Raw genomic sequence first — 23198 nt, forward strand, 5'->3', positions numbered from 1 at the left:
TAGGTATAAAATAATTTATCAATATTTGGTGAGTTGTTAGATTAAATAACTAAGTTTGCTTTAATTATCGCAGTATAAAATAAAATCTTTCGGTCAATAAAAGGCTATAATTGACGATCAGTTGCTTGAATAATTAACTGTGGGTAAAAAGTGATAAATGATTGCTCTAATTGATGATAATTGTCAGTAAAGTCGAGAAAAGTGTCACGCAATAAAACCAGTTTTGGCCGCTGATTAGCCATTCCATTTAATACCCGCCCAATAAAATCGATATTTGCATAATTTACCAACCATTGACCTTGCCATAGGTGGCTCATAAATTGCGAAAAATCCGACGAAAAAAGCGTAATATCTTTATCAACAATGGTTTTTATTTGTAAATTAAACTCGTTAAGGCTAACACTTGTTACATAGTTAGGCCAATTTTTCGCTAAAAAGTGATCCCAAATAATATCAAGGGTTATTGGTGCTACTCGCTGAGTTTGCGGCCGAAAAAGTAACTTAGCTTGTTTCACTGCTGGTAAGTTATCGATTAATTTATCAAGCCGTCGATGCATCATAATGCCATCGGCAATACGTTTTGAGTATTGCCGATAAGGATCACCTTTAACAAAATCAGCCGCCGCATTGCCAATAATCGAGCTATTAGCCAATGAAGCAAGATGAAGATGGGCGAGTATATTCATAAATTAATTAGCTATACTTTATTAATCATGATGCTTAAATTGCCCTTCAGCAAAGCCTTCCCGCCAATAACTAATAAAATGCATTGCATCACTTGGTAACGTTGCAAAATTATCTTTTAAAAAATGGCGTATTGCCTGTGCAATAGAGGATTCCATACCGCCCCAAAAGATTGTATTTTGTGGATCGATAGTTAGATTTAATTTAGTTAACTGGTTAATTAATTGACTATCTTGACCGTGTGCGGTAACAATCCATGTCAATTGGGCAGATCCAGTTATTGTTAAAGGCAACTTATCTTGCTCATCTCGAACTTCTATTACCGCTATTGCTTTTTGCCCTTGTGGTAAATTCTCTAATATATAGCAAATCGCTGGCATTGCAGCAATGTCACCTAATAATACTAATTGTTTACTTTCATCAAATCGATTTTTAGCGCCCATTGCAATCAAACCAATGCAATCGCCTATTTTAGCCTGCTGAGCCCATAACGTTGCGATGCCGCTATCATGTACCACAAAATCAACAGCAATAGTATTATCAGCTTTATTATAGCTTCGAATACTATAGGTCCTTACTCGCTCGCGAGTACCGTCTTGCCAAATAATTTTATTCTCTTCATTCGCTTGGGGAAAAACGATATCACGACTTCCCTTGATAGGAAAAAGTAATTTTGCATGAGGACCAATCCAGAGTGGATCAAATTCAAACGTTTTATCACAATTAAAAATGATACGAATAAGATTAGGCGATAAACGCTCACTTTGCTTAACTGTTAATATGCCATTAATAATCGAACGTTTATGAGCTGATACTTTTTGATTCATATGTAATTTTCCTTTATAAGCATCTTGCTATCATACACCGTGTCAGCACAGAATTAAAACAAAGATATTTTATTGATAAAAAGCTAATTATTAGCGGATATAAAGAGACTCGATATAAATCGATTGCCTTTATAAGATCGCTAAATCAACTAAATTGAAAAATAGGATAGCGATCTTAGCTATATCGTTACAATCGAAATTAGTATATAATCGCAGCCATTTTTTGATGTTTAATTAGGGTATAATCATGGGATTTAAATGTGGAATTGTCGGTTTACCAAATGTGGGCAAATCAACACTTTTTAATGCACTTACCAAAGCAGGAATTGAAGCAGCAAATTTTCCGTTTTGTACAATAGAACCAAATACAGGTGTTGTGCCAATGCCTGATGCTCGTTTAGATAAATTAGCTGAAATCGTTAAACCACAAAGAATATTACCAACGACCATGGAATTTGTTGATATTGCAGGTTTAGTTAAAGGTGCTTCTAAAGGTGAAGGACTTGGTAACCAATTTTTATCAAATATTCGTGAAACAGAAGCAATTGGTCATGTTGTGCGCTGCTTTGAAAATGATAATATCATCCATGTTGCAGGTAAAATTGATCCAGCACAAGACATTGAAATAATTAATACCGAATTAGCATTAGCCGATCTAGATACCTGCGAACGAGCAATTTTACGAGTACAAAAGAAAGCTAAAGGTGGCGATAAAGATGCCAAATATGAGCAAGAAGTACTTGAAAAATGCTTACCTCATTTGGAACAAGGCAATAAACTTATTACATTAAAACTGACCAAAGAAGAAGCTGAAGCAATTAAATACCTTAGCTTTTTAACTATTAAGCCAACAATGTATATTGCAAATGTTAATGAAGAAGGTTTTGATAACAACCCTTATCTTGCCAGAGTAATTGAAATTGCTAATCAAGAAAATGCAGTTGTTGTGCCAGTTTGCGCAGCAATTGAAGCTGAAATTGCAGAGCTTGATGATGAAGAGCGTGATGAGTTTATGCAAGATCTTGGCTTAGAAGAACCAGGCTTAAATCGAGTAATTCGCGCAGGTTATTCATTACTCAATTTACAAACTTATTTTACCGCAGGCGTAAAAGAAGTGAGAGCATGGACAATACCTGTTGGTTCAACCGCACCACAAGCAGCAGGAAAAATTCATACTGATTTTGAAAAAGGCTTTATCCGCGCTCAAACAATTGCTTTTGATGATTTTATTAACTTCAAAGGTGAGCAAGGTGCAAAAGAAGCGGGCAAAATGCGCTCAGAAGGAAAAGATTATATTGTTAAAGATGGCGATATAATGAACTTCTTATTTAATGTTTAAAATTAACATAAATAATAAAGCCGACTAAATGTCGGCTTTATTATTTGTACAAAGAGTTGAGATAAAAAACTTATACAAATTTTGGTCAAAAAAAAACTTAATTCATCGAGCCTGATGATTAAGTTTTAGTAGGATATGTCCTATTTCATATTAAATATCACTTTAATATGAAACTTTATAGTTATATTTGATTAAAGTCATTATAATACTTTTTAATTAATTTATAATATTTTTTAGTCAATTTTGTGATCTATTTCAATTTTTTGAGCTTTATTTTATTGCCCAATATATAATTTAGGCTCAACACTAGAAATAACTTCATGGTTATATTCCCAATAAGGTAAGGAAATCGTTATGTCTAATGCCCCTCTTCTATCATTTTCTGAAGCGAAAAATCTCATTTTACAAACGACAAGTTCGATAAATTACCAGCAAATTGAATCAATTAAACTATTTGATGCCGTAAATCGAGTCACTGCCGAATCTGTTATTTCACCAATGAATATTCCGTCCTTTGATAATTCTGCAATGGATGGCTATCTAATAAGAGAAACTGATCTAAAAAATTGTCACTCACTGACCATTGCAGAGAGTATTTTTGCCGGACAAAAACAATTCACTCATTGGCCAGAAAAGAGTTGTTTAAGAATAATGACCGGAGCACCAGTTCCCGAAGGTGCTTATGCCGTTATTATGCAAGAAAACGTAGAAAAGAAAGCTAATACAATTAGCTTTGATGCTACTAAAATAAAAGCCGGCCAAAACATTCGTTATGTTGGTGAAAGTGTCCGAGCTGGTTGCGAAATATTTCCAGCAGGTGAAAAATTAACGATTGCAAAATTAACGACGCTAGCAACGTTAGGTTTAGATAAGATAACGGTATATAAACCGATAAAGGTGGCAATATTCTCGACTGGAGATGAGTTAACCCCTATTGGTGAGCAATTACCATCAATAAGTAGTATTTATGATAGTAATCGTTTTACCGTTCATTTAATGTTAAAAGCATTGGGCTGTGAAGTCATCGATTTTGGTATTATCAAAGATGATTTAGATTTGATCTCAAATACGTTAAAACAAGCATCCAAAGAAGCTGATATTGTGGTAACTAGTGGCGGTGTATCGGTTGGTGATGCAGATTATACTAAAATGGCATTAGCTGAAATTGGTGAAATTAATTTTTGGAAAATCGCCATGAAGCCAGGCAAGCCGTTTGCCTTTGGTAAGATTAATAATGCGCTTTTTTGTGGTTTACCCGGCAATCCAGTATCAACCTTTGTTACTTTTTATCAATTAGTTAGGCCGTTAATTTTAGCGCTATATCAGCAAGATAGTAATAGCCATACTCTAAACCTAAAAACAGTTTCAAACTTAAAAAAATCAGTTGGCCGTTTAGACTTTCAGCGTGGATATGTGCATGCCAATAAAGATGGTGAACTTGTTGTTAGCTCAACAGGCGAACAAGGATCACATATTACCTCATCATTTAATCAGGCAAATTGCTTTATTGTACTAGAGTCTGAGCGAGGTAATGTTACATCAGGTGAATTAGTTACAGTTGAAATATTCGATAGTTTTCTTTTATAAGCAAGTTTATAACACCAAAATAAATAGCATACTATTTTTACTAAATAAACGTAATGATAGTATGTTTTATAAATTTATAGCCCTGTCACTTACATTAATTACATAATTGATTCAATTACTTTCTAATTATATTCATTCTTATATAACCAATCTAAACTAACCGCCTCAGAAGAATTATTTAAAAAGCAAATCCCATCATGAGGTTTCATTATGAGTATTTTACAAGATATAAAAGAAAAAAAATTCTATATTGGTTCTTTACCTTTATCCGTTTTCATTGGCTGTTCAATCATCGTTATGGTTTCTGCTTGGCTTGATATTTTGCCAAAAAGTTTAATTGGTGGATTTGCCGTCATTCTACCCCTAGGTTGGTTGCTCGGTACTATCGGTCAAAATCTACCCTACCTGAAAAAATTTGGTGCCCCTGCAATTTTGGCGCTGATCGTGCCATCAATTTTAGTTTATAACAATGTGTTTGACAGCAACACATTAATGGCTGCTAAAATGTTGATGAAAGACTCTAATTTCTTATTATTTTATATTGCCAGTCTCGTTTGCGGTAGTATATTGGGCATGCACCGAGTTATCTTAGTAAACGGTTTTATCCGTATGATGATCCCAATGTTAATAGGTATGTGCCTTGCTGCGGTAGTTGGTGTTGGCGTCGCTGTTGCATTTGGTGATACTTGGGAACATGCATTTTTCTATACGGTAGCGCCGGTTATGGCAGGTGGTGTTGGTGAGGGTGTGTTACAGCTTTCAAACGCTTATAGTAATATACTTGGCCTTGATTATGATTCGTTTGTCAGTGCTTTGATACCGGCAACCGTTGTAGGTAACTTTTTTGCGATAACTTATACAGCAATAATTAATCGTGTTGGTGAGTTAAAACCCCATTTAAGTGGTAAAGGACAGCTAGTAAAAATTGAATTTGATGGCATGGAAGAGGCATTAAAAGAAGATACTAGCCCTCTTGATGCAAGAGCGATGAGCGGCGCCGTAATGATTTTAGTTGCGATGTTTATGCTTGGTGCAATTCTTGAAAAAATAACTCACTTCCCTGGCCCAGTATTAATGATTATTGCTACTGCGATTGTTAAATATTTACGTATTTTGCCTGCTAGTGTCGAAAAAGGCAGCCAACAGTGGTATAAATTTATTTCAGGTCACTTTACCTATCCATTAATGGCGGGACTTGGTTTACTTTATATTGATTTAGGCAGTGTGGTTAATGTCTTAACCATTCCTTACTTCTTAACCGTTGTATCGGTAGTTTTAACCGTATGTTTAACTGGATTTGTTTGTGCTTATTTTTTCAAAATGTATCCAGTCGAAGCATCAATTATTTCATCATGTCAAAGTGGCATGGGCGGTACGGGTGATGTTGCGATTTTATCAACAGCAAATCGTATGAATCTAATGCCATTTGCACAAGTTGCAACTCGCCTTGGTGGTGCGTTAATGGTTATTGGGGCAACGGCGCTACTGCGTTACCTTCATTCTTAATAAAATATCTTATACTTTAATATAAAAATTTATCAGTTAGTCAAAAATAGAAAGGTGAAAATCATGACAACGGTTCAAGAAAAAGCACTTGCAATTAGTAAAGAAAAACACGGAAAATTAGAAATTCGCTCTAAAGTAGAAATCAATTCAATGGCAGATCTTAGTGTTGCCTATACGCCTGGCGTTGCTGCGGTTTGTAGCGCAATTGCAGCGAATAAAGATGATGTTTATGAATATACATCTAAACGTAATCTCGTTGCAGTTATTACTGATGGCTCCGCTGTATTGGGACTTGGCAACATTGGCCCAGAAGCCGCCATTCCCGTGATGGAAGGAAAAGCAATACTGTTTAAACGCTTTGCTGATGTTGATGCAATTCCACTCTCAGTTAATACTCAAAATGTTGATGAAATTGTCAGTCATATTGCCGCTTTCGCCCCTTCTTTTGGTGGCATTAATTTAGAAGATATCAGTGCACCAAGATGCTTTGAAGTAGAACGGCGTTTAAAAGAAATATTAGATATTCCGGTATTTCATGATGATCAGCATGGCACCGCAATTGTGGTATTAGCAGCGCTTTATAATGCAATCAAAGTGACTAAAAAACAGCTTGAAACAGTTAAAATCGTCATTAATGGTGGCGGCGCAGCTGGCCTTTCTATTGCTGATATGCTTTTAGCTGCAGGTGCAAAAAATATTAAGGTTGTCGATAAAATTGGTATTTTATGTGAAGACGATAAATCTTTACCGCCTCATCACTTAGATATGGCGAAAAAGACCAATAGAGAAAAACAAACTGGTACCCTACAAGATGCGGTGAAAGGTGCAGATGTATTTGTTGGTGTATCAGCGCCAGGCGCATTGAAAAAAGAATGGGTTACCACTATGGCCGATAAAGCAATTATTTTTGCAATGGCCAACCCTACTCCAGAAATTTTCCCAGAGGAAGCCAAAGAGGCTGGCGCTTATATTGTTGGTACTGGTCGAAGTGATTATCCTAATCAAATTAACAACGTACTTGCTTTTCCTGGTATTTTCCGCGGCGCACTTGATGCTAGAGCGAAAGATATTACACTTGAAATGCAATTAGCTGCGGCAAGAGGGCTTGCAAGCATTGTTACTGACGATAAGCTAGGCCCTGATTATATTTTACCTAATGCATTTGAACCAAATGTATCTAAAGTTGTTGCAGAAAGTGTTCGCGCTGCTGTGAAAAAATAATATCATTATTTAATTTATCGCGATAACATAGCTGCTGTTTAAGTTGTTTAAACAGCAGCTTTTTTTATACATAACAAAAACAAACTTTACAAGTAACGATAAGAAATGCAATTTAGGGAATCGGGTGCGAAAATTATTCAATAATTTAAAATTAAAAACCAAACTAATCATTCTTATTTGCTTTGTTTTTATCTTGGCTGTCATCGCTGAAAATACCTATATTATTAAAATCGTTAATAATCAATATTATGACGATGCAAGTCAGCACGTAGAGGAAATAGCAAATATCATCGCTACCTCGCCTGATATCATAAATGATATCACCAATCCAACGCCTGAAAATTTAGATTCCATTCAAAAATATGCCGAAAATACGAGGCAAATATCTCAGGTCGAATTTATTACTATTTTTGATATGCAAGGGATCCGTTTTTCACATCCCGATAAAGATAAAATAGGAAAAAGAATTGTTGGTGGCGATGGCGAAGCTGCCTTAAGAGGTGAATCATACCTATCAACAGCTAAAGGCACATTAGGGCTATCAATTCGGGCATTTAGGCCAATATATTCAAGTGACAAAACGCAAATCGGCGCGTTAATGGTTGGCCAAACAGTTAATAACATTGAGTACTTAGCGTCACGAACAAGGCAGCCTATTTTACTTACATTAATTATTTCCCTCATTATTGCCGTATCTTTAGCATTATGGTTTTCAAAGAGTATTAAAAATATTTTATTAGGCTTAGAACCCTATGAAATGGTTAGACTTTTTGAAGAGCGAGATGCAATTATTCGAACAGTAAAAGAAGGTATTTTAGTTATTAATCGAGATGGGATCATTACTCAAATTAACGATGAAGCAATACGGATATTACGTATTACCGAAAATAAAAATAAAATCATTGGTGGTCATGTTAAGAAAATCATTGCTAATACTCGCTTAGATGAGGTTATGTTAACAGGTAAATCAGAATATGATTGTGAACAAAATATTAACGGTATTGTTATTTTAACCAATCGAATACCGCTTTTTGTCAATGGTAAACTAACCGGTGCAATTGCGTCATTTCGTGATATGACTGAAATTCGTGAGCTCGCCGAAAACCTAACTGGCGTTAATCGTTACGCAGATGCGCTACGTTCTCAATCTCATGAGTTTAACAATAAATTGCATGTTATTTATGGCTTAGCATTTAATGACAATAATCATGAGCTAATTGAATATTTAGAAGACTTAATGGGAAGTCAGGAAAAAGAGTACGGACAAATATCACAGTCAATACACGATCCAATTATCTCTGGATTTTTAAATAGTAAATTTAGCCGGGCAAGAGAGCTCGGCGTCACATTACATTTTCATATCTCAGGACAACTAAAAGGGCTTACCAATAGTTCTATCGCGCATAAGTTAGTGACAATATTAGGTAATTTAATTGATAATGGTTTAGATGCGGTGCAGTTTTTAGATGATAAACAAATTACGATCAATCTAAAAATTGATGATGATTGCTTTATTATAGAAGTCAAAGATAATGGCCAAGGTATTACTAAAGAGCACTCTAAACAGATATTTAGCAAAGGCTATTCAACCAAGGGCGATAATCGAGGCTTCGGTTTGTATTTAGTCCTAGCAAGTGTTGACGAATTAAATGGTCACATAGAATTATGTGAATCGGATGTAACGGCAGGTGCATGTTTTAAGGTATTACTACCATTGCACGAAATTTATCAGGGAAAATGAGATGATTAATGTTTTAATTGTTGAAGATGATCCGATGGTAGCAGAATTAAATAAGAAATATTTACAGATGATACCGGGATTTAAGTTAGTTGGGCAAGCAAAGGATGGTGAAACAGCATTACATTTTATTCACGACAATCCTGTTTCACTCATTTTATTAGATATGTTTATGCCAAAATTAGATGGCTTACAATTATTACAACATATCCGCATTAGCTATCCAAATATTGATATTATAATGGTTACGGCGGCTTGTGATAGTGAGAATATTCAGGCTGCACTACGATTAGGCGTAATTGATTACATTGTTAAGCCATTCACATTTAAACGCTTTAGAACGGCATTAATTACTTACCTAGAACGAATTAGGTTACTAAGTTCGAGTGAAATATTAGATCAAAAACAGCTCGACAACCGAATTTTTGCTAAGAATATTGAAAAGTCTGAACAATTACCAAAAGGTATTGAAGCTGATACACTCAAAAATATCCGTGATATGTTAATTAACTATACTAACGATTTTGCGATGAGCGATTTGGTGTCATCAAGTACACTATCTCGAATATCTTTAAAGAAATACATCGATTATTTAGAAGAAATTGGTGAATTAGAAAGTTACTTGACCCATTTATCTGTTGGGCGCCCGGTTAGGATATATTCGATTAAAAAATAGCGAGCGATAGTCGCTACATTTAATCGATTATCAGTGAAATCACGCTATTTAATTAAGTGCAACTAAAATTGCACCAATTGCAATCATAGCAACGCCCACACCGCCCCATAATGAAATTTTTTCACCAAATAAAATCACCGCAAACACAACAGCAAAAACAACGCTGAGTTTATCAATAGGAGCAACTTGTGAAACATTACCGACTTTAATTGCCATAAAATAAAATAGCCATGATAATGCTCCTGCAATGCCACTTAATACAATCACAAGCAATGCTTTTTTATCAGCCATAAAGGTTTGAACTAATTGTAATTTGCCTTGAACTATTACAACTCCAACCAAAAAAATGGCCATAACAACGGCACGAATTGCCGTTGCCGTATTGGCATCTAAATGCTGTAGACCAATCTTACCTAAAATAGCTACTGCAGAGGCTGTTATTGCCGATAGTAATGCATAAATTAACCAAGCACTCATAATATTAATTTCTATCTATTTGGATCATCATTTGCTGGGTATTTGGATTTTTTTGGCATTGCTGAGAATTGCTCATTACCCCATCACACCCTTCTATAACTCTTTGCGGTTTTGACCATCGGCTATCTTCAGTTTGTTGTTTTTGCCCACCACATGCAACAAGCCCGAAACACATTACTGAAAAACTTAACAATACGATTATTCTTTTCATATTTTATATCCTCATTTTGAGCTGCTCTATCTTAAATTGATTATATATTAATTGTGGTTTAATAAATAATCATTAATTACTCATTTTGGTATAGTCACCTATTTTTAATACTAAAAACAGGGATCGAATCTCCTGATAATAAATTACAAAATCCACGTACAGTATGATGTTTTTTAGTTATGTCATAATATGGGTTTTTATAATTCATAATAAAACCTTATTAACGCTGGCGCTCTATGATAACTGCAACATTTTTAGCACTTGGAATAGCACTTGGTTTGCTAACTTTAATTTTAACGCGAGGCACAAAAAAATCATTGATAATTAATTGGGCAACGTCTTCAGCGACGCGCTCAATTAAACCAAATTGGCGATTTTTAACGTAGTTTTCTATGGCACTCGTTACTTTGGCATAATCTAGACAAAACGTCACATCATCATTTAGCCCTGCTGGTTTATTATCCCACTGCATTTCGAGATCAAGTACCAATTTTTGCTTAATGGTCTTTTCCCAATCATACACGCCAATGGTTGTAATAATAGTTAAACCTTCAATTAAAACGCTATCTTTTATCATATAAAAATATCCTCTTTATCTATTCAATAAGAGATTACCCAATCTATATAAATTACGCTATAATTTATTTAAAATTTTTTTAATAAATTTAAAAGTTATATTTATGGTACGAATTTTCCAACCAAAAGCTATTTTACCCAATAGTGTTATTGAACTCGATGATAATGCATTTAATCATATTGTTAGAGTGCTTAGAATGAAGCAAGGTGAATCAATTACACTATTTGATGGCAGTAATAAAATAACCGAGGCCACAATTAGTCAAATTAATAAAAAAAACTTAATTGTTAACACCTTAGACAGTACGATTGATGATCGAGAATCGCCCTTGAATATTCATTTAGGCCAAGTGTTGTCACGAGGTGAAAAAATGGAATTTACGATCCAAAAATCAGTTGAATTAGGGGTCAATACCATTACCCCACTTTTATCAAATCGCTGCGGAGTTAAGCTAGATGGGGATAGATTGGATAAAAAAGTGCAACAATGGCAAAAAATAGCCCAATCAGCTTGTGAACAATGTGGACGAAATATCGTTCCGACGATAAATCCGATCCAAAAACTCGAGCAATGGTGTGCAACTCTTGATAATTATACTAAATTAACACTACATCCAAGAGCCCAACACGGCATAAACCAGCTAAGCTTGATTAATTCAAATATCGCTTTACTCATTGGCCCAGAGGGCGGATTAACTGAAACTGAAATAAATATGACTACCGAGCAGCAGTTCATTGAAATTTTACTTGGCCCTAGGATCTTACGAACTGAAACTGTCGCACTAACGGCAATTACCGCTTTACAAGTTAAATTTGGTGATCTGGGCTAAATATCATTCATATTCAACAAAACAATAACGATGCTTATCAAAGCGCTCATTAACGTAATATTAAAACGCTTTTTATTAATATTTTTATCTAATGGCGATCGTTCATGTTTCAATAAATAATGATAGCTTATAACTATCGAAATAGTTGTTTAGATAAGTCGCAAAAAGGCTTCTATTCATTAAATTTCAGTATATACTAATCAAAATAGCATAAAATGATAAATAGTAATTAAGGAGTTGTCATGATAAAGCTTGGCATCGTTATGGATCCCATTAGTCAGATTAATATAAAAAAAGATACCAGTTTTGCTATGTTGCAAGAGGCACAAAAACGAGGTTATCAGATTTATTATATGGAAATGAGCGACCTTTTTTTAAATGGCGGTGAAGCGTATGCAACAACTCGGACTTTAACGATTTGCAACGATAAACAACATTGGTTTGATTTTGCAAATGAACAAACTATTGCATTAAGTGAACTCGACGTTATTTTAATGCGCAAAGATCCGCCATTTGATACTGAATTTATTTATGCCACTTATATTTTAGAACGCGCTGAAAATGCGGGTGTATTAGTTGTCAATAAACCACAGAGCTTGCGTGATTGTAATGAAAAATTATATACCGCTTGGTTTGCGCAGTTTACCCCGCAAACTTTAGTAACTAGGCAAACAGCCTTAATAAAAAACTTTTATCAGACCCATCAAGATATCATTTTAAAACCGTTAGATGGTATGGGTGGCGCCTCAATTTTTAGAATTAAGCAAGGTGATCCCAATGTCTCAGTCATTATTGAAACATTAACCCATAACAATAGCCAATACTGCATGGCACAAACCTATCTACCAGCTATTAAAGAGGGTGATAAGCGAGTACTTGTTGTCGATGGTGTACCTGTGCCATATTGCCTTGCACGTATTCCACAAAAAGGGGAAACACGAGGTAACCTTGCTGCTGGCGGTTCTGGTGAAGTTAGAGCGTTATCAGAAAGTGACTGGAAAATTGCTAATGCAATTGGTCCATCATTAAAAGAGAAAGGTTTATTGTTTGTTGGTTTAGATATTATCGGTGATAAGCTTACTGAGATTAATGTGACAAGCCCAACTTGTGTTCGTGAGATTGAAGGTCATGTTAATGATTTATCAATTACTGGCATGTTAATGGATGCGATAGAAAAACGTTTACAATAATTGAGGAGTTACAATGATTAGACAATATCAATCAGGCGATTTAGATAAAATAATGTCAATTTGGTTGACTGAAAATGAACGGGCTCACAATTTTATCGATGCTGATTTTTTTATTAATAACTTTGAGCTCGTTAAATCCTTAATTCCAATGTCGACTGTTTATGTGCAAGATTTAAATGGTATTAAGGGATTTATTGGTATAACTGACAATTATATTGCAGGTCTTTTCGTTGATTCTAATTTTCACCATCAGGGAATTGGAACCGCACTGATTCAAAAAGCGAAACAAAAGCATAATGATCTTTCTGTCCATGTCTATCAAAAAAATGATAAAGCGGTTGCGTTTTATTTATCCCAAGGATTTGAAGTAATATCTGAATCAATTAATGATGAAACCAATGAGATCGAATATTTGATGAGCTGCCATCTAGAGCACCATGTCAAAATTGGTAAATGTGCTTTATAACAGTCAAATGGACGATATTTTGGTAATACGTAAATTATGAATTTAAAAAACCGCTTTATTATTGCAATGCCGGCATTAAATGATACGTTATTTAATCGCTCGGTAGTCTATATTTGTGAACATAATCGTGAAGGCGCCATGGGGATTATTATTAATAAGCCGATTCATGATCTGTCTGTTCAAACGGTATTATCAAAATTGGATATTACGCCTTACAAATCGTGCGCTGAGCTAGAACAGCCGGTTTTTATTGGTGGCCCATTAGCGGATGAACAAGGATTTATTTTACATACCCCGCAAGCAGGATTTTCTTCAAGTATTGCGATATCTGATGATGTGATGATAACCACATCTTTAGATGTATTAAAATCGATTGGCTCACCTGAGCAACCGAATAATTTATTGCTTTCACTTGGTTATGCCAGTTGGGGAAATATGCAACTAGAAACCGAAATTGTTCAAAATGATTGGCTTGTTGCCGATGTAAAAGCTGAGATAATTTTTGAAAGTCCAATTGATGATCGTTGGCACCTTGCAGCCCAATCAATAGGTGTTAACATTGACCTTATTTCAACTCAAATGGGTAAAGCATAAAGACTATGGCAACCGTTATTGCATTTGATTTTGGTACTAGCAGTATTGGCTGCGCTATTGGCCAAGACATTACTAAAACAGCAAGACCTCTTTGTGCTTTTAAAGCGCGTGATGGAAAACCTAATTGGGGTGATATCGAGAAAGTATTGAAAGAGTGGCAACCCGATTATTTAGTTGTTGGTCTTCCTTTGAATATGGATGGTAGTGAGCAAGAATTAACGCTTAGGGCTAGAAAGTTTGCCAATCGCTTACATGGGCGATTTGGTAATCAAGTTCAGTTACAAGATGAACGGCTATCAACTGTTGAAGCTAAATCACATCTTTTTGCTTCGGGTGGTTATCGTGCACTTGATAAAGGTAAAGTTGATGCTAGCTCTGCCGTCATTATTTTAGAAAGCTGGTTTGAAAATCACGCAATATAACAATTTACCAAATGAAATGCTAATTTCGTTAAAATATTGTTGTAGCACCTAATTACAGTGTAAAAATCATGAATGATAAAGGGCGCAATAACGCCCTTTTTATCTTGAGATGCTTAAGAATTTGCTCGACGATATTCGACAATATCTTCAATTGTTACAACCGGTAAACCGAATTTTTTAGCGAAAGCAACGACCTCGGGAGCTCTTGACATTGAGCCATCATCATTGGTTAATTCACAGATCACCGCGGCGGGCTTAAAACCGGCTAACTTAACTAAGTCAACTGAAGCTTCAGTGTGCCCCCTACGAGCAAAAACGCCATCATCTTGCGAAACAAGAGGAAAAACATGCCCTGGATGATTTAAATCAGTAGGCTTTGCGTTATCGGCAACCGCCGCCCTTACCGTTGTGACTCTATCACTTGCCGATACACCCGTTGATACGCCGTTAGCAGCTTCAATACTAATGGTAAAGGCAGTCTTATTTTTGCTGGTATTATGTGGCACCATCATCGGTAGCGCAAGTTTATCGCAATAAGCTTTAGGCATGCATAGGCAAACAATGCCGCTGCCATAACGAATAGTTAAAGCCATTTGCTCTGATGTAATATTTTCAGCCGCCCAAATAACATCGCCCTCATTTTCACGATCTTCATCGTCAAGAACAAGCACACCTTTGCCTGCTTTTAAAGCAGCTAAAGCATTTTTAACACGTTCAATGGGGGATCCAAATTCGGCGAGACTAAAGGTATTATGTACAATTTTAATACTATTTTCTGTTTTCTGATTCATGGTAAAATATTCCTTATTTATTAATTAAATACCAGAATCAGGGCAAGTGCTTGACCATTAGCAATATCATGCATACCTGCAATGATAATTATTTGAAAGGCTTATAAGCAACTCTCTTTTATCCAGACTCTAACTGTCGGCCTTGGAATTTCACCAAATCTGCTAGACCTTAATTCTTTAATAAAAATAATTAAGCGCTCGTGGGCTATAACCACCGGTGGGGACTTACACCCCGCCCTGAGAATTATCAGCAATGCTGACCGATACACTATAATACTAAATTACTAAAAATTCACCTTTTTGTAATAAAAAAACCGGCTTAATGCCGGCTTTGTTTTTTATTAACGGATTAAAAACTATATTTAAGGCCTAACATAATTGATGCATTTTCATAATTATGATCACCTCTTTGCCCGGCTAAATTAAACCAAATATTGGTATTTTTATGGATATTCCCCTCTACCCCGACTTTAAGTTCGCCAATATTGCGAGCGCTATCTTGGCTGACGGTCATATCGTTATCGAGTGTAACATCAAAAAGTTTCGTATTATGTAGCCAGTTCGCCTCTATAAATAGCTGAGCTGATTGATTTGTCATTTCTTGCATATCTAGCTTACTAATTAATGATGCTCTAAGACCTAAACGGGTTTGTAAATTACCATCATTAGAACTAATACGAGTACCGTTACTTTCGGTAAAATCATTAGCTTTAACGCCGCCCCAAATCATTTGTGCTTTCGGTTGTAACCAAACGTCATAATGACCTAATGTGCCTGTTGCTAAAGAGTAGCCAGACTCTATCGATGCCGTCATGCCTTTTAAGTGATATTTTTCAGAAAAGTTATCACCAGAAACGGTTGCATTGAAATGATTCCATAACGCCCATGAATCAATATAAAGACCGGTTTTATCTTCATTATTGTTATACCATGTTGCATAAAGACCAACGCTATAGCCATCAATTTTAGCGTCTGATTTAGTATTATCTCGATTAGATTTTGAATCATTTTTACTTCGACCTTGACCTGCCATCACACCAATATGCAGACGATTAAGACCATTAGTGCTCCAGCCAGCGATATCACCGCCAATTTGAGTCAAATTCCAATTATTTTTAATCGATAAATCACCATCAGCTGCCTCAAATTTGTTGTACCCATATTGATAACGTAACCACATACTTGTCACTTTTTGTTCACCAGTAAGTAAATCAGTATATTGAGTTTCGCCTAAGCGATCGTATAATCGAGAGTTAAATAAGTTATTAGCAGCAAACATATTACCAATATACCCACCAATTTCAGGCCTAACGGCTAACTGACTTTGTAAAACCCAGTTATTATTATTTGTCGTACTACGCTGTAAGATATAATCATATGCTCCAGCAATAATGCGCTCTGACTGGATAAATTCCGCATTAGACTGGCCATTTACATCAATAATTTCAATACCATTCATTGTTTTTGCGCCCAAACCAGCAATGTTATTTACCAATACATAGCTTGTCCCTGATGAATCGCCATTAATGATTAGCTTACTTATTGGTGAATTATCATCAGATAATTTACCATTGAAAATCAAACGACTTTCGGCCGTGCCCACATAGTTATTAACCGTCACATTGTGTTGACTAACGCGATTACTATTGGGTGATTCACCAATATAAAATCGACCGCTATTATTAATATTTCCTTGAAAAATAGCATTATCAAGCCCAACTAATGTACCATTACGCTCAATATCGACTAAGTGAGTTGCATAACTGTCAGTCGTAGCGCTATTATTACCTTTAAAAATAAGGGAACCACCTTTAATACTAGTCGTTCCTGTGTAGTTTTTAGCTTGAGGTAATGTGAATGTTAATGATGCTAAATTGTATTTATTTAAGGTGCCATTACCGCTAATAGTACTATTACTCATAACACTATCATTAGCCATATAAAGGTTTAATTCGCCGTCATTAATTAAAGAGCTTAAACCTAATCCACCTTGTGAATCCATATTGATGCTACCATTAACGCTGTTAGTAACATTAGCGGTTAAGCCAAGATTATCACCAACAATCGTAATATTTGCTGTTGGCGACGTTGTTCTAATCGAACTTGGATCACCTACAATCAATTGCCCAGCGCCAATTAATGAGCCAGCGGAAAGATAAGAGCTTAATGCGGCTGTTGAATCAGTGCCATCAATACCATTAATCATCAATTGCCCATTGTTGATGTCAACAAGTGAATTATTGCTAGTGTATATGCTACCTAACGTTTGATCCCAACCATTAAGCGTGTACTTGGTATTACTATCAAGTTTTAGTAGTCTTGTTAAGCCAAGTGAATTATTAGCTCCTGAAATTAACGTACTGCTATCTTTTATAAAGGTCGAACCATGATAGGTATTTGTACTGCTTAATGTTACCGATTTGTCACCTCTAATTTGCAGATCCCCATAAGTCAATGTTCCATCACTATTTACATAATCTGTAATAATTGCATCGAGCTCCTGACTTCCTGCTTTCGCTTGATTACTATTAGTGGCATCCAAAATAAACGCATTACCATTAAGATCATTTTTAGCATTTAATTCAACTTTTGTTAAGCCGTAACCCACATATAAGCCGTCATTATTGCTACCCTTTGTTATCCTTGAATCGTAGGTTGCTCTTGCAACAACTTGTGAATTTTGAATTAAATGACTTACCGCTTCCTCGGTAATTTCATTGCCATCATTATCAATTAATTTAATTTTACTACGATCAATATCGAGATTTATTGCACTACCTGAAATATTGTTTGCCGAAACCAATTTAGTAAAGATAATGCCATCATCTTGTTCAAGTATTGGTAAAGACGATGGGATCGTCGGATTGTAAATTGAGCCAGTCACATCTATTTCAATATTACCTTGTTCTAATATTAGATCATTAACAGACACATGATTGGCTGAAGTATTATCTCTTAGGTCAATATTGCCAAAATTGAGCGTGCCGCCACTAATCGTTAATCCTTTAATATTTTGCTCACCCGCACCAATTATCACATAACTATTATTTGAGGCGTTAAGCGTTGCATTAGCTAGTGCAGAGGTATTAAGATGCTCAGCAGTATCTAATAATGTAAATTTAAGGTTCGATAGATTCAATGTTCCGGTAAAGTCACCAACATTCGCTGAATTATTAAAAGCGAATTCATTGAGAGAGCTATTCATGCGACTCATTGGCTGAAGGTCAACAATAAATGTTCCTTCTCCTTTTAACGTGCGATCAAACAGCGTATTACTATTTGCCCACTGATAGGTTAATTTACTTGCTTTATCGACAATATCATACGTTTCAATACCAGAGTTTAAACCATCGCTGGTGTTGAGGTTTCTAAATGAGATATTACTCGCATTATTTAGTCCTAGATACTGAATATTTTTGATCGTTTCATCTTTAGTGATCGTAAAATTAGCACCGCTCGTAAACGTAATTTGATTATTACCTTGACCACCATCAATACTTGTAAATTGTTTAAGTTGATTTTCGCCCCCTGAATCATCACCAGATCCACTATGAATAATAAATTGATCATCACCAATACCAGCCCTAAATATATTTCCCTCACCTTGTAAAACAAACGTATTACCTTTGCTGGTATCGTTAGGATCTAAAGAGTTGCCATAACCAAGTAACTCAACAGTTCCATTTATTTTACCGTTACTGCCATTAGTAAAAGAAAGGGCATTTTCATTAGTTTGAGTTTTAATTGCATAGCTATTTTTTGCAACGCTTTTATCTTGTGCAGTAAATTGATACTCATTTAAGTTATTTTGACTAAAATCACCAAATAATAATTCACCATCATTTGTGAATGTATCGACAAAGCCATTATTTAAATCGACAATAACCGAGTCATTATTTGCCGTATGTAAATTTCCTGATTGAGAAGCTGTATTAGTCGAACCTTTAATTTCTAATGCCGAGCGGCCGATATTACTAATAATATTCACACTAGCTGAAGTATTGACACTTTTATTGGAGTCGACATAAATACCATGGCCAGTATTTTGTAAAACATTAATAATAACTTTTTCATAACCAGTATTATTAATACTATTATCGGTAGTCCCAAGTACATTACCCGTTAGGGAATCAATTTGTTCAAAACGAATGCCAGTACCCTGACCATAAACGTTAATAATACCCGATGTTTTATCACTCACTGTTTGTAGAAATCCAACACTTGAGTGAATACCATAACCATCATTAACGTCAATGACAGCACCATTAACAAATTGAATATTATTTAAAGATGAGCGATTTTCAATGCCATTACCAGAACTTGAACTTATGCCATCATTGTTATACAACGCTATTTTAGTATTATCTAAAATAATTTTGCTTGCACCATCGACTAAAATACCGTGGGCGGTTCCTTCAGCTTTTGTTATGCCATCCCCGGTTAATTTTAATCTCGCTTGATCTTTAACATGATAAGCGGCGTCACTATTTGACGTTTGGCTACCAATAGCCCAAATAACAGGGTTACTACCATTCTCTGCATTAATAATTGTTGCTAGTGATGAGCTACCACTTATTTCAACTGCCGTGCCAATAACTTTAATATATGAACCCGATTGACTCGTTAAAGTGCCTCCACTATCAATTTTTACGCCAATATTATTTTGGCTCGGTTCTTTAAAATCAACACTGCCTTTATGAGCAAGCCTTCCACTATTAGTAATATAGTAACCAATGGAATTTTTACCAGAAACCATTTGATTTGTTGCGGCAGTAATATCGGTGGTTAAGTTAGCTGAGCTTTCTACGTAGGAATTACCATTAGAAGTTGCGATATTAACACCATTAATATCATAATAATTACCATCAATCTGCGCTAAAATCGAATTATCACCAGTTAATAAAATTTTAGTATCATCGGTTATTTTTACTTGAGCGCCCCCTTCAACACTGATACCTTTCGCATTTTCACCATTAATATTGAGTGTAAAACCACTTAAATTGGCGATAGTTTGATTACTTGTTCCCGTTGATGTGGCGCCATTCGTTATTTTCATTAATGTTGAATTTTTAGTATTATTCGAATCTAACACGGATAAAGATGGCGTTTGTGATGCAATTGTATTTGAATTGAAAATAGAGCCTCGTTCAATTCTAAACAATACCGATCCCTCACCGCTAAGCAATAATTTTTTATCACTGTTATAGATAAGAGAAGCTGGCTGGGTTATACCTGAAATTAAAAAACCTATCTGATTTTGTTTGTCACTAAAAACAATACCCGCATGATCATCAATTTCTGCCGTTGCGCCATCTCGAATGTGAACACCAATGGCTCTATCAGCATTTAAATGAATTTGAGCATTATCTTTCATCGTAAATCTAGCACCATCGCCTTCGATCCAAGCACCAAAACTTCTGACTTGGCTGCTTTGATTTGTATTCGAATCATAAATATTTTTGCTATTAAGATTTACTGTTCCACTTAACGTGATTTTACCCTGATCTTTAACCAATAAAGCCGAACTACCAGCATCATTTAAGGTAAGTGTTCCTTTTATATCGGTTGCCGTATTATTGCCTGCAACATAGATTATCGTATTATTATTTCCCTTATCCTTATCGACATTTTGGATAATACTATTTTCTTCATTTAAAACTATATTCGAATTAACCGTATCGACATACTCACTACCATTTTTAATCGAGATAACGTTAATATCGTGTTGGCTACTTGAAACATGAATCGTTTTATTATTGATTAGTTGGGTATTAAGATCCGTTATATCTATTGCGGAATAAGCATCGTTATTATTGCTAGCAATTGCTTTTGTATTTGTTGAGTTATTATAAGTGTAACCAACATATATATCGCCATTGTTAGTTAATGTTGAATTAGTTTTTAAATTTACAACATTGTTACCAATAATTAAATTATTATTGGTACTTATTGCGCCATCAGTAGAAGATGATCCACCAACAACGCCATTATTATCAAAAGTCGAACTATTTCCGGTAATAACTACCGAGCCACTAATATTTGCATTATTATCATTGGTAACATGAGAACTTGTTTTAGTAATAATACTACCATTAATTATCCCTCCTGATTGATTAGTAATATTGCTGTCACTACCGGTCGTAATTGAGTCATTGATTGAACCAATATTGTCAATCGAACCATTGTTACCAATTGTCACCTTACCCGCTATTTTTGCGCCCAAACTATTTATAATATGCACTTCATCAAGGCTTTCAATCGAACCGATAATAGCGCCGGTTAAATTAGAAATATGGCTATTTTCAGTAATTATTTTTCCTGTTATATTCCCAGCATTTTTTATAATATTACCGCTACTTACCCCAAAATTACCTGGGCCATACACGTTAATATTACCATTAATTATTCCGGTATCAGAGACATAAACTTCCGCATTATTAGCCCTTATTACATCCAAACCATGAGCATTTATTACGCCATCAACGTTAATAATATTATTACCATTTATACCAGAATTTGAAAAATCAGCTCGAATAACAGAGCCATCACTGATCCCTTGACCCGCAATATAATTATCTATCGTTGAATTTTCATTAACTGTAATAATAGAACCACTACTATCAATTCCAACAAAATGGTTATTATGTGTTGTTTTTAGCCCAACATCAGTTTTCGAATCAGCTAAAGTTACTTTATTATTAAATGCATCTTCAAGGCCTTGCTCTTTAGCTAGCTCAGCTAATTCCTCCTTGGTGAGCACATATTTAACTTCGTAAGAGCCTACCGAGCTAACTGTATATAATCCTGCAATTTGTGCATCATAAAACGATTGCATTTTTTCTTGGCTGGGATAATCAAGGCGGAGTTGTTCATTATTTTGAATATAGCTAATTAGCTCTTGATTAAAGAGGTTAAAATCACTTTCTGAATTAATACTTCTTACACCTAATATGGTGTTAACATCGCCTTTATAGTTTACTTTATAAAGTGATGTTGATAATTTTGATTGATATTGATTTTGTTCAATAAATTCTTGAGATGTCGACCGGCCGCCGCCAGTATAATATGAAATATTTGTATCAAAGGTTAGGTTTGCACCATCTTCAATGCGAATGACTGCAGAGCCATTTTTGGAGATAGCAGTAATTTGATTATTTAAAGTATTATTAATGCTGTTCTCAACAGTTATATCCGTTCCATTACCGACAACTTTTATTAATTCCATCTCGTCATATTGCACATCATTGTCCGTTTTTTCATAAAAATTGACAGATACTCCCAAACCATGAATATCGTTACGCCCCCCTGTTTTAACTAAATTATCTTTTACAGTAATTTCAAAAGTCTTATCACTAACCGGATCTTTATATTTGAGTTGCTTTTCAGATATTTCAGTGCCTTCGCTATTATTACCAATTAAATTATTTGGGTCATTAACCATAAATTTACTATCGCTAATTGCTGAGGCTTTATCTTGTGCTTGTTGTAGCATATTCTTGGCACTATCTAAATCCGCCTGTGTAGCTATGCCATTATTAAAATTATTCGTTATTTGAGTTAAATGATTTACAGCATTATTTACATCTGTGTATTTTATTTTATATAAAGAAGATATTGTCTCTTGAGTCGTAATAGTATGTTGTTTTACTTCTTCTCCCTTTTGAATACCGCTAAAACCCTTTCCTAATCCTAAATCAATATTATCTACAGTGTTAGAAATAATAATTTCTCCCGCTTTGTGACTATTGTCTTTAGCATTAAAGTCTTGTGAGATTATTTCGGTTGCTTCTGATTGATAAGATAGTGTTGCTAATAAAAGACATGATGCTAACTTTAATTTATTACCTTTTTTTCCTCCTTTTGCTAACTCTGAAACAACTACCATACAACCTGTCGAATTATTTTTCATTATTTTATAAATCTTGTTCATACTCATCCTTATTTCATTATTAATTTTATACTCCGTTTTGGTTATCGGTATGATATCATAAAATAAATTGAGGAAATGATGATTAGAACCTTAAAAAGGCTGTATAAATAAAATTAATACAGATAGATTTATC

18 protein-coding genes and 1 riboswitch are annotated in these 23198 nt (G+C 34.9%); of the genes, 11 read left to right on the forward strand and 7 right to left on the reverse strand.

What is annotated here, in order from left to right; all coding sequences use genetic code 11:
* Nucleotides 1-104: 104 nt before the first annotated feature.
* On the reverse strand, nucleotides 105-686 hold the full coding sequence (locus RHO14_08775) for an ACP phosphodiesterase (GenBank protein WVD70448.1): 582 nt from the start codon (nucleotides 684-686) through the stop codon (nucleotides 105-107).
* 21 nt (nucleotides 687-707) lie between these two features.
* Nucleotides 708-1511, reverse strand: coding sequence for a siderophore-interacting protein (locus RHO14_08780; GenBank protein WVD70449.1), 804 nt, complete (start codon nucleotides 1509-1511; stop codon nucleotides 708-710).
* 247 nt (nucleotides 1512-1758) lie between these two features.
* Between RHO14_08780 and ychF the strand changes: the two genes are divergently transcribed.
* The 6 genes from ychF (at nucleotide 1759) to RHO14_08810 (ending at nucleotide 9578) form a co-directional block, all read left to right on the forward strand.
* Nucleotides 1759-2850, forward strand: coding sequence for a redox-regulated ATPase YchF (gene ychF, locus RHO14_08785; protein ID WVD70450.1), 1092 nt, complete (start codon nucleotides 1759-1761; stop codon nucleotides 2848-2850).
* A gap of 354 nt (nucleotides 2851-3204) precedes the next feature.
* The gene (moeA, locus tag RHO14_08790) at nucleotides 3205-4437 is read left to right on the forward strand and encodes a molybdopterin molybdotransferase MoeA (GenBank protein WVD70451.1); all 1233 of its coding nucleotides are present in this window, start codon (nucleotides 3205-3207) and stop codon (nucleotides 4435-4437) included.
* A 210-nt stretch (nucleotides 4438-4647) separates the two neighbouring features.
* The gene (locus tag RHO14_08795) at nucleotides 4648-5943 is read left to right on the forward strand and encodes a 2-hydroxycarboxylate transporter family protein (GenBank protein ID WVD70452.1); all 1296 of its coding nucleotides are present in this window, start codon (nucleotides 4648-4650) and stop codon (nucleotides 5941-5943) included.
* A 63-nt stretch (nucleotides 5944-6006) separates the two neighbouring features.
* Nucleotides 6007-7164, forward strand: a complete 1158-nt coding sequence (locus tag RHO14_08800) for an NADP-dependent malic enzyme (GenBank protein ID WVD70453.1) — start codon at nucleotides 6007-6009, stop codon at nucleotides 7162-7164.
* Nucleotides 7165-7288: 124 nt separating this feature from the next.
* A complete protein-coding gene (gene dcuS / locus RHO14_08805; protein WVD70454.1) occupies nucleotides 7289-8905 on the forward strand; it encodes a DcuS/MalK family sensor histidine kinase in 1617 nt (538 codons plus the stop codon).
* A 1-nt stretch (nucleotide 8906) separates the two neighbouring features.
* The gene (locus RHO14_08810; protein WVD70455.1) at nucleotides 8907-9578 is read left to right on the forward strand and encodes a response regulator; all 672 of its coding nucleotides are present in this window, start codon (nucleotides 8907-8909) and stop codon (nucleotides 9576-9578) included.
* Nucleotides 9579-9626: 48 nt separating this feature from the next.
* Here the strand turns inward: RHO14_08810 and RHO14_08815 are convergent, their stop codons facing one another.
* From RHO14_08815 to folB, 3 genes are all read right to left on the reverse strand, one after another.
* Complete coding sequence (locus tag RHO14_08815) at nucleotides 9627-10055, reverse strand: EamA family transporter (GenBank protein ID WVD70456.1); 429 nt, start codon at nucleotides 10053-10055, stop codon at nucleotides 9627-9629.
* 4 nt (nucleotides 10056-10059) lie between these two features.
* Nucleotides 10060-10266, reverse strand: a complete 207-nt coding sequence (locus RHO14_08820; GenBank protein WVD70457.1) for a hypothetical protein — start codon at nucleotides 10264-10266, stop codon at nucleotides 10060-10062.
* 220 nt (nucleotides 10267-10486) lie between these two features.
* Nucleotides 10487-10843 carry a dihydroneopterin aldolase gene (gene folB, locus RHO14_08825; GenBank protein WVD70458.1) on the reverse strand — a complete coding sequence of 119 codons (357 nt, stop codon included), beginning with the start codon at nucleotides 10841-10843 and terminating at the stop codon, nucleotides 10487-10489.
* Nucleotides 10844-10946: 103 nt separating this feature from the next.
* Here folB and rsmE point away from each other — a divergent pair, with 103 nt between their 5' ends.
* The 5 genes from rsmE to ruvX all read left to right on the forward strand — a co-directional run bounded on the left by rsmE (nucleotide 10947) and on the right by ruvX (nucleotide 14344).
* Nucleotides 10947-11672: a 16S rRNA (uracil(1498)-N(3))-methyltransferase gene (rsmE, locus tag RHO14_08830; GenBank protein WVD70459.1), complete on the forward strand. Its 726-nt coding sequence runs from the start codon at nucleotides 10947-10949 to the stop codon at nucleotides 11670-11672.
* Between the two features lie 242 nt (nucleotides 11673-11914).
* Nucleotides 11915-12862 (forward strand): glutathione synthase, encoded by a 948-nt coding sequence (gshB, locus tag RHO14_08835; GenBank protein WVD70460.1) that lies wholly within the window; start codon nucleotides 11915-11917, stop codon nucleotides 12860-12862.
* A 13-nt stretch (nucleotides 12863-12875) separates the two neighbouring features.
* On the forward strand, nucleotides 12876-13328 hold the full coding sequence (locus RHO14_08840; GenBank protein ID WVD70461.1) for a GNAT family N-acetyltransferase: 453 nt from the start codon (nucleotides 12876-12878) through the stop codon (nucleotides 13326-13328).
* Between the two features lie 36 nt (nucleotides 13329-13364).
* On the forward strand, nucleotides 13365-13922 hold the full coding sequence (locus RHO14_08845; GenBank protein WVD70462.1) for a YqgE/AlgH family protein: 558 nt from the start codon (nucleotides 13365-13367) through the stop codon (nucleotides 13920-13922).
* A 5-nt stretch (nucleotides 13923-13927) separates the two neighbouring features.
* Nucleotides 13928-14344 (forward strand): Holliday junction resolvase RuvX, encoded by a 417-nt coding sequence (gene ruvX, locus RHO14_08850; GenBank protein WVD70463.1) that lies wholly within the window; start codon nucleotides 13928-13930, stop codon nucleotides 14342-14344.
* Between the two features lie 113 nt (nucleotides 14345-14457).
* Here the strand turns inward: ruvX and ribB are convergent, their stop codons facing one another.
* Entirely contained in the window at nucleotides 14458-15135 is a 678-nt protein-coding gene (gene ribB, locus RHO14_08855) for a 3,4-dihydroxy-2-butanone-4-phosphate synthase (GenBank protein ID WVD70464.1), read from the reverse strand.
* 106 nt (nucleotides 15136-15241) lie between these two features.
* Nucleotides 15242-15384, reverse strand: a riboswitch (FMN riboswitch).
* Nucleotides 15385-15484: 100 nt separating this feature from the next.
* Nucleotides 15485-23065, reverse strand: coding sequence for an autotransporter outer membrane beta-barrel domain-containing protein (locus tag RHO14_08860; GenBank protein ID WVD70465.1), 7581 nt, complete (start codon nucleotides 23063-23065; stop codon nucleotides 15485-15487).
* Between the last annotated feature and the right edge of the window lie 133 nt (nucleotides 23066-23198).

The organism is Orbaceae bacterium lpD04 (assembly GCA_036251935.1).
Taxonomy (GTDB): Bacteria; Pseudomonadota; Gammaproteobacteria; order Enterobacterales; family Orbaceae; genus Orbus; species Orbus wheelerorum.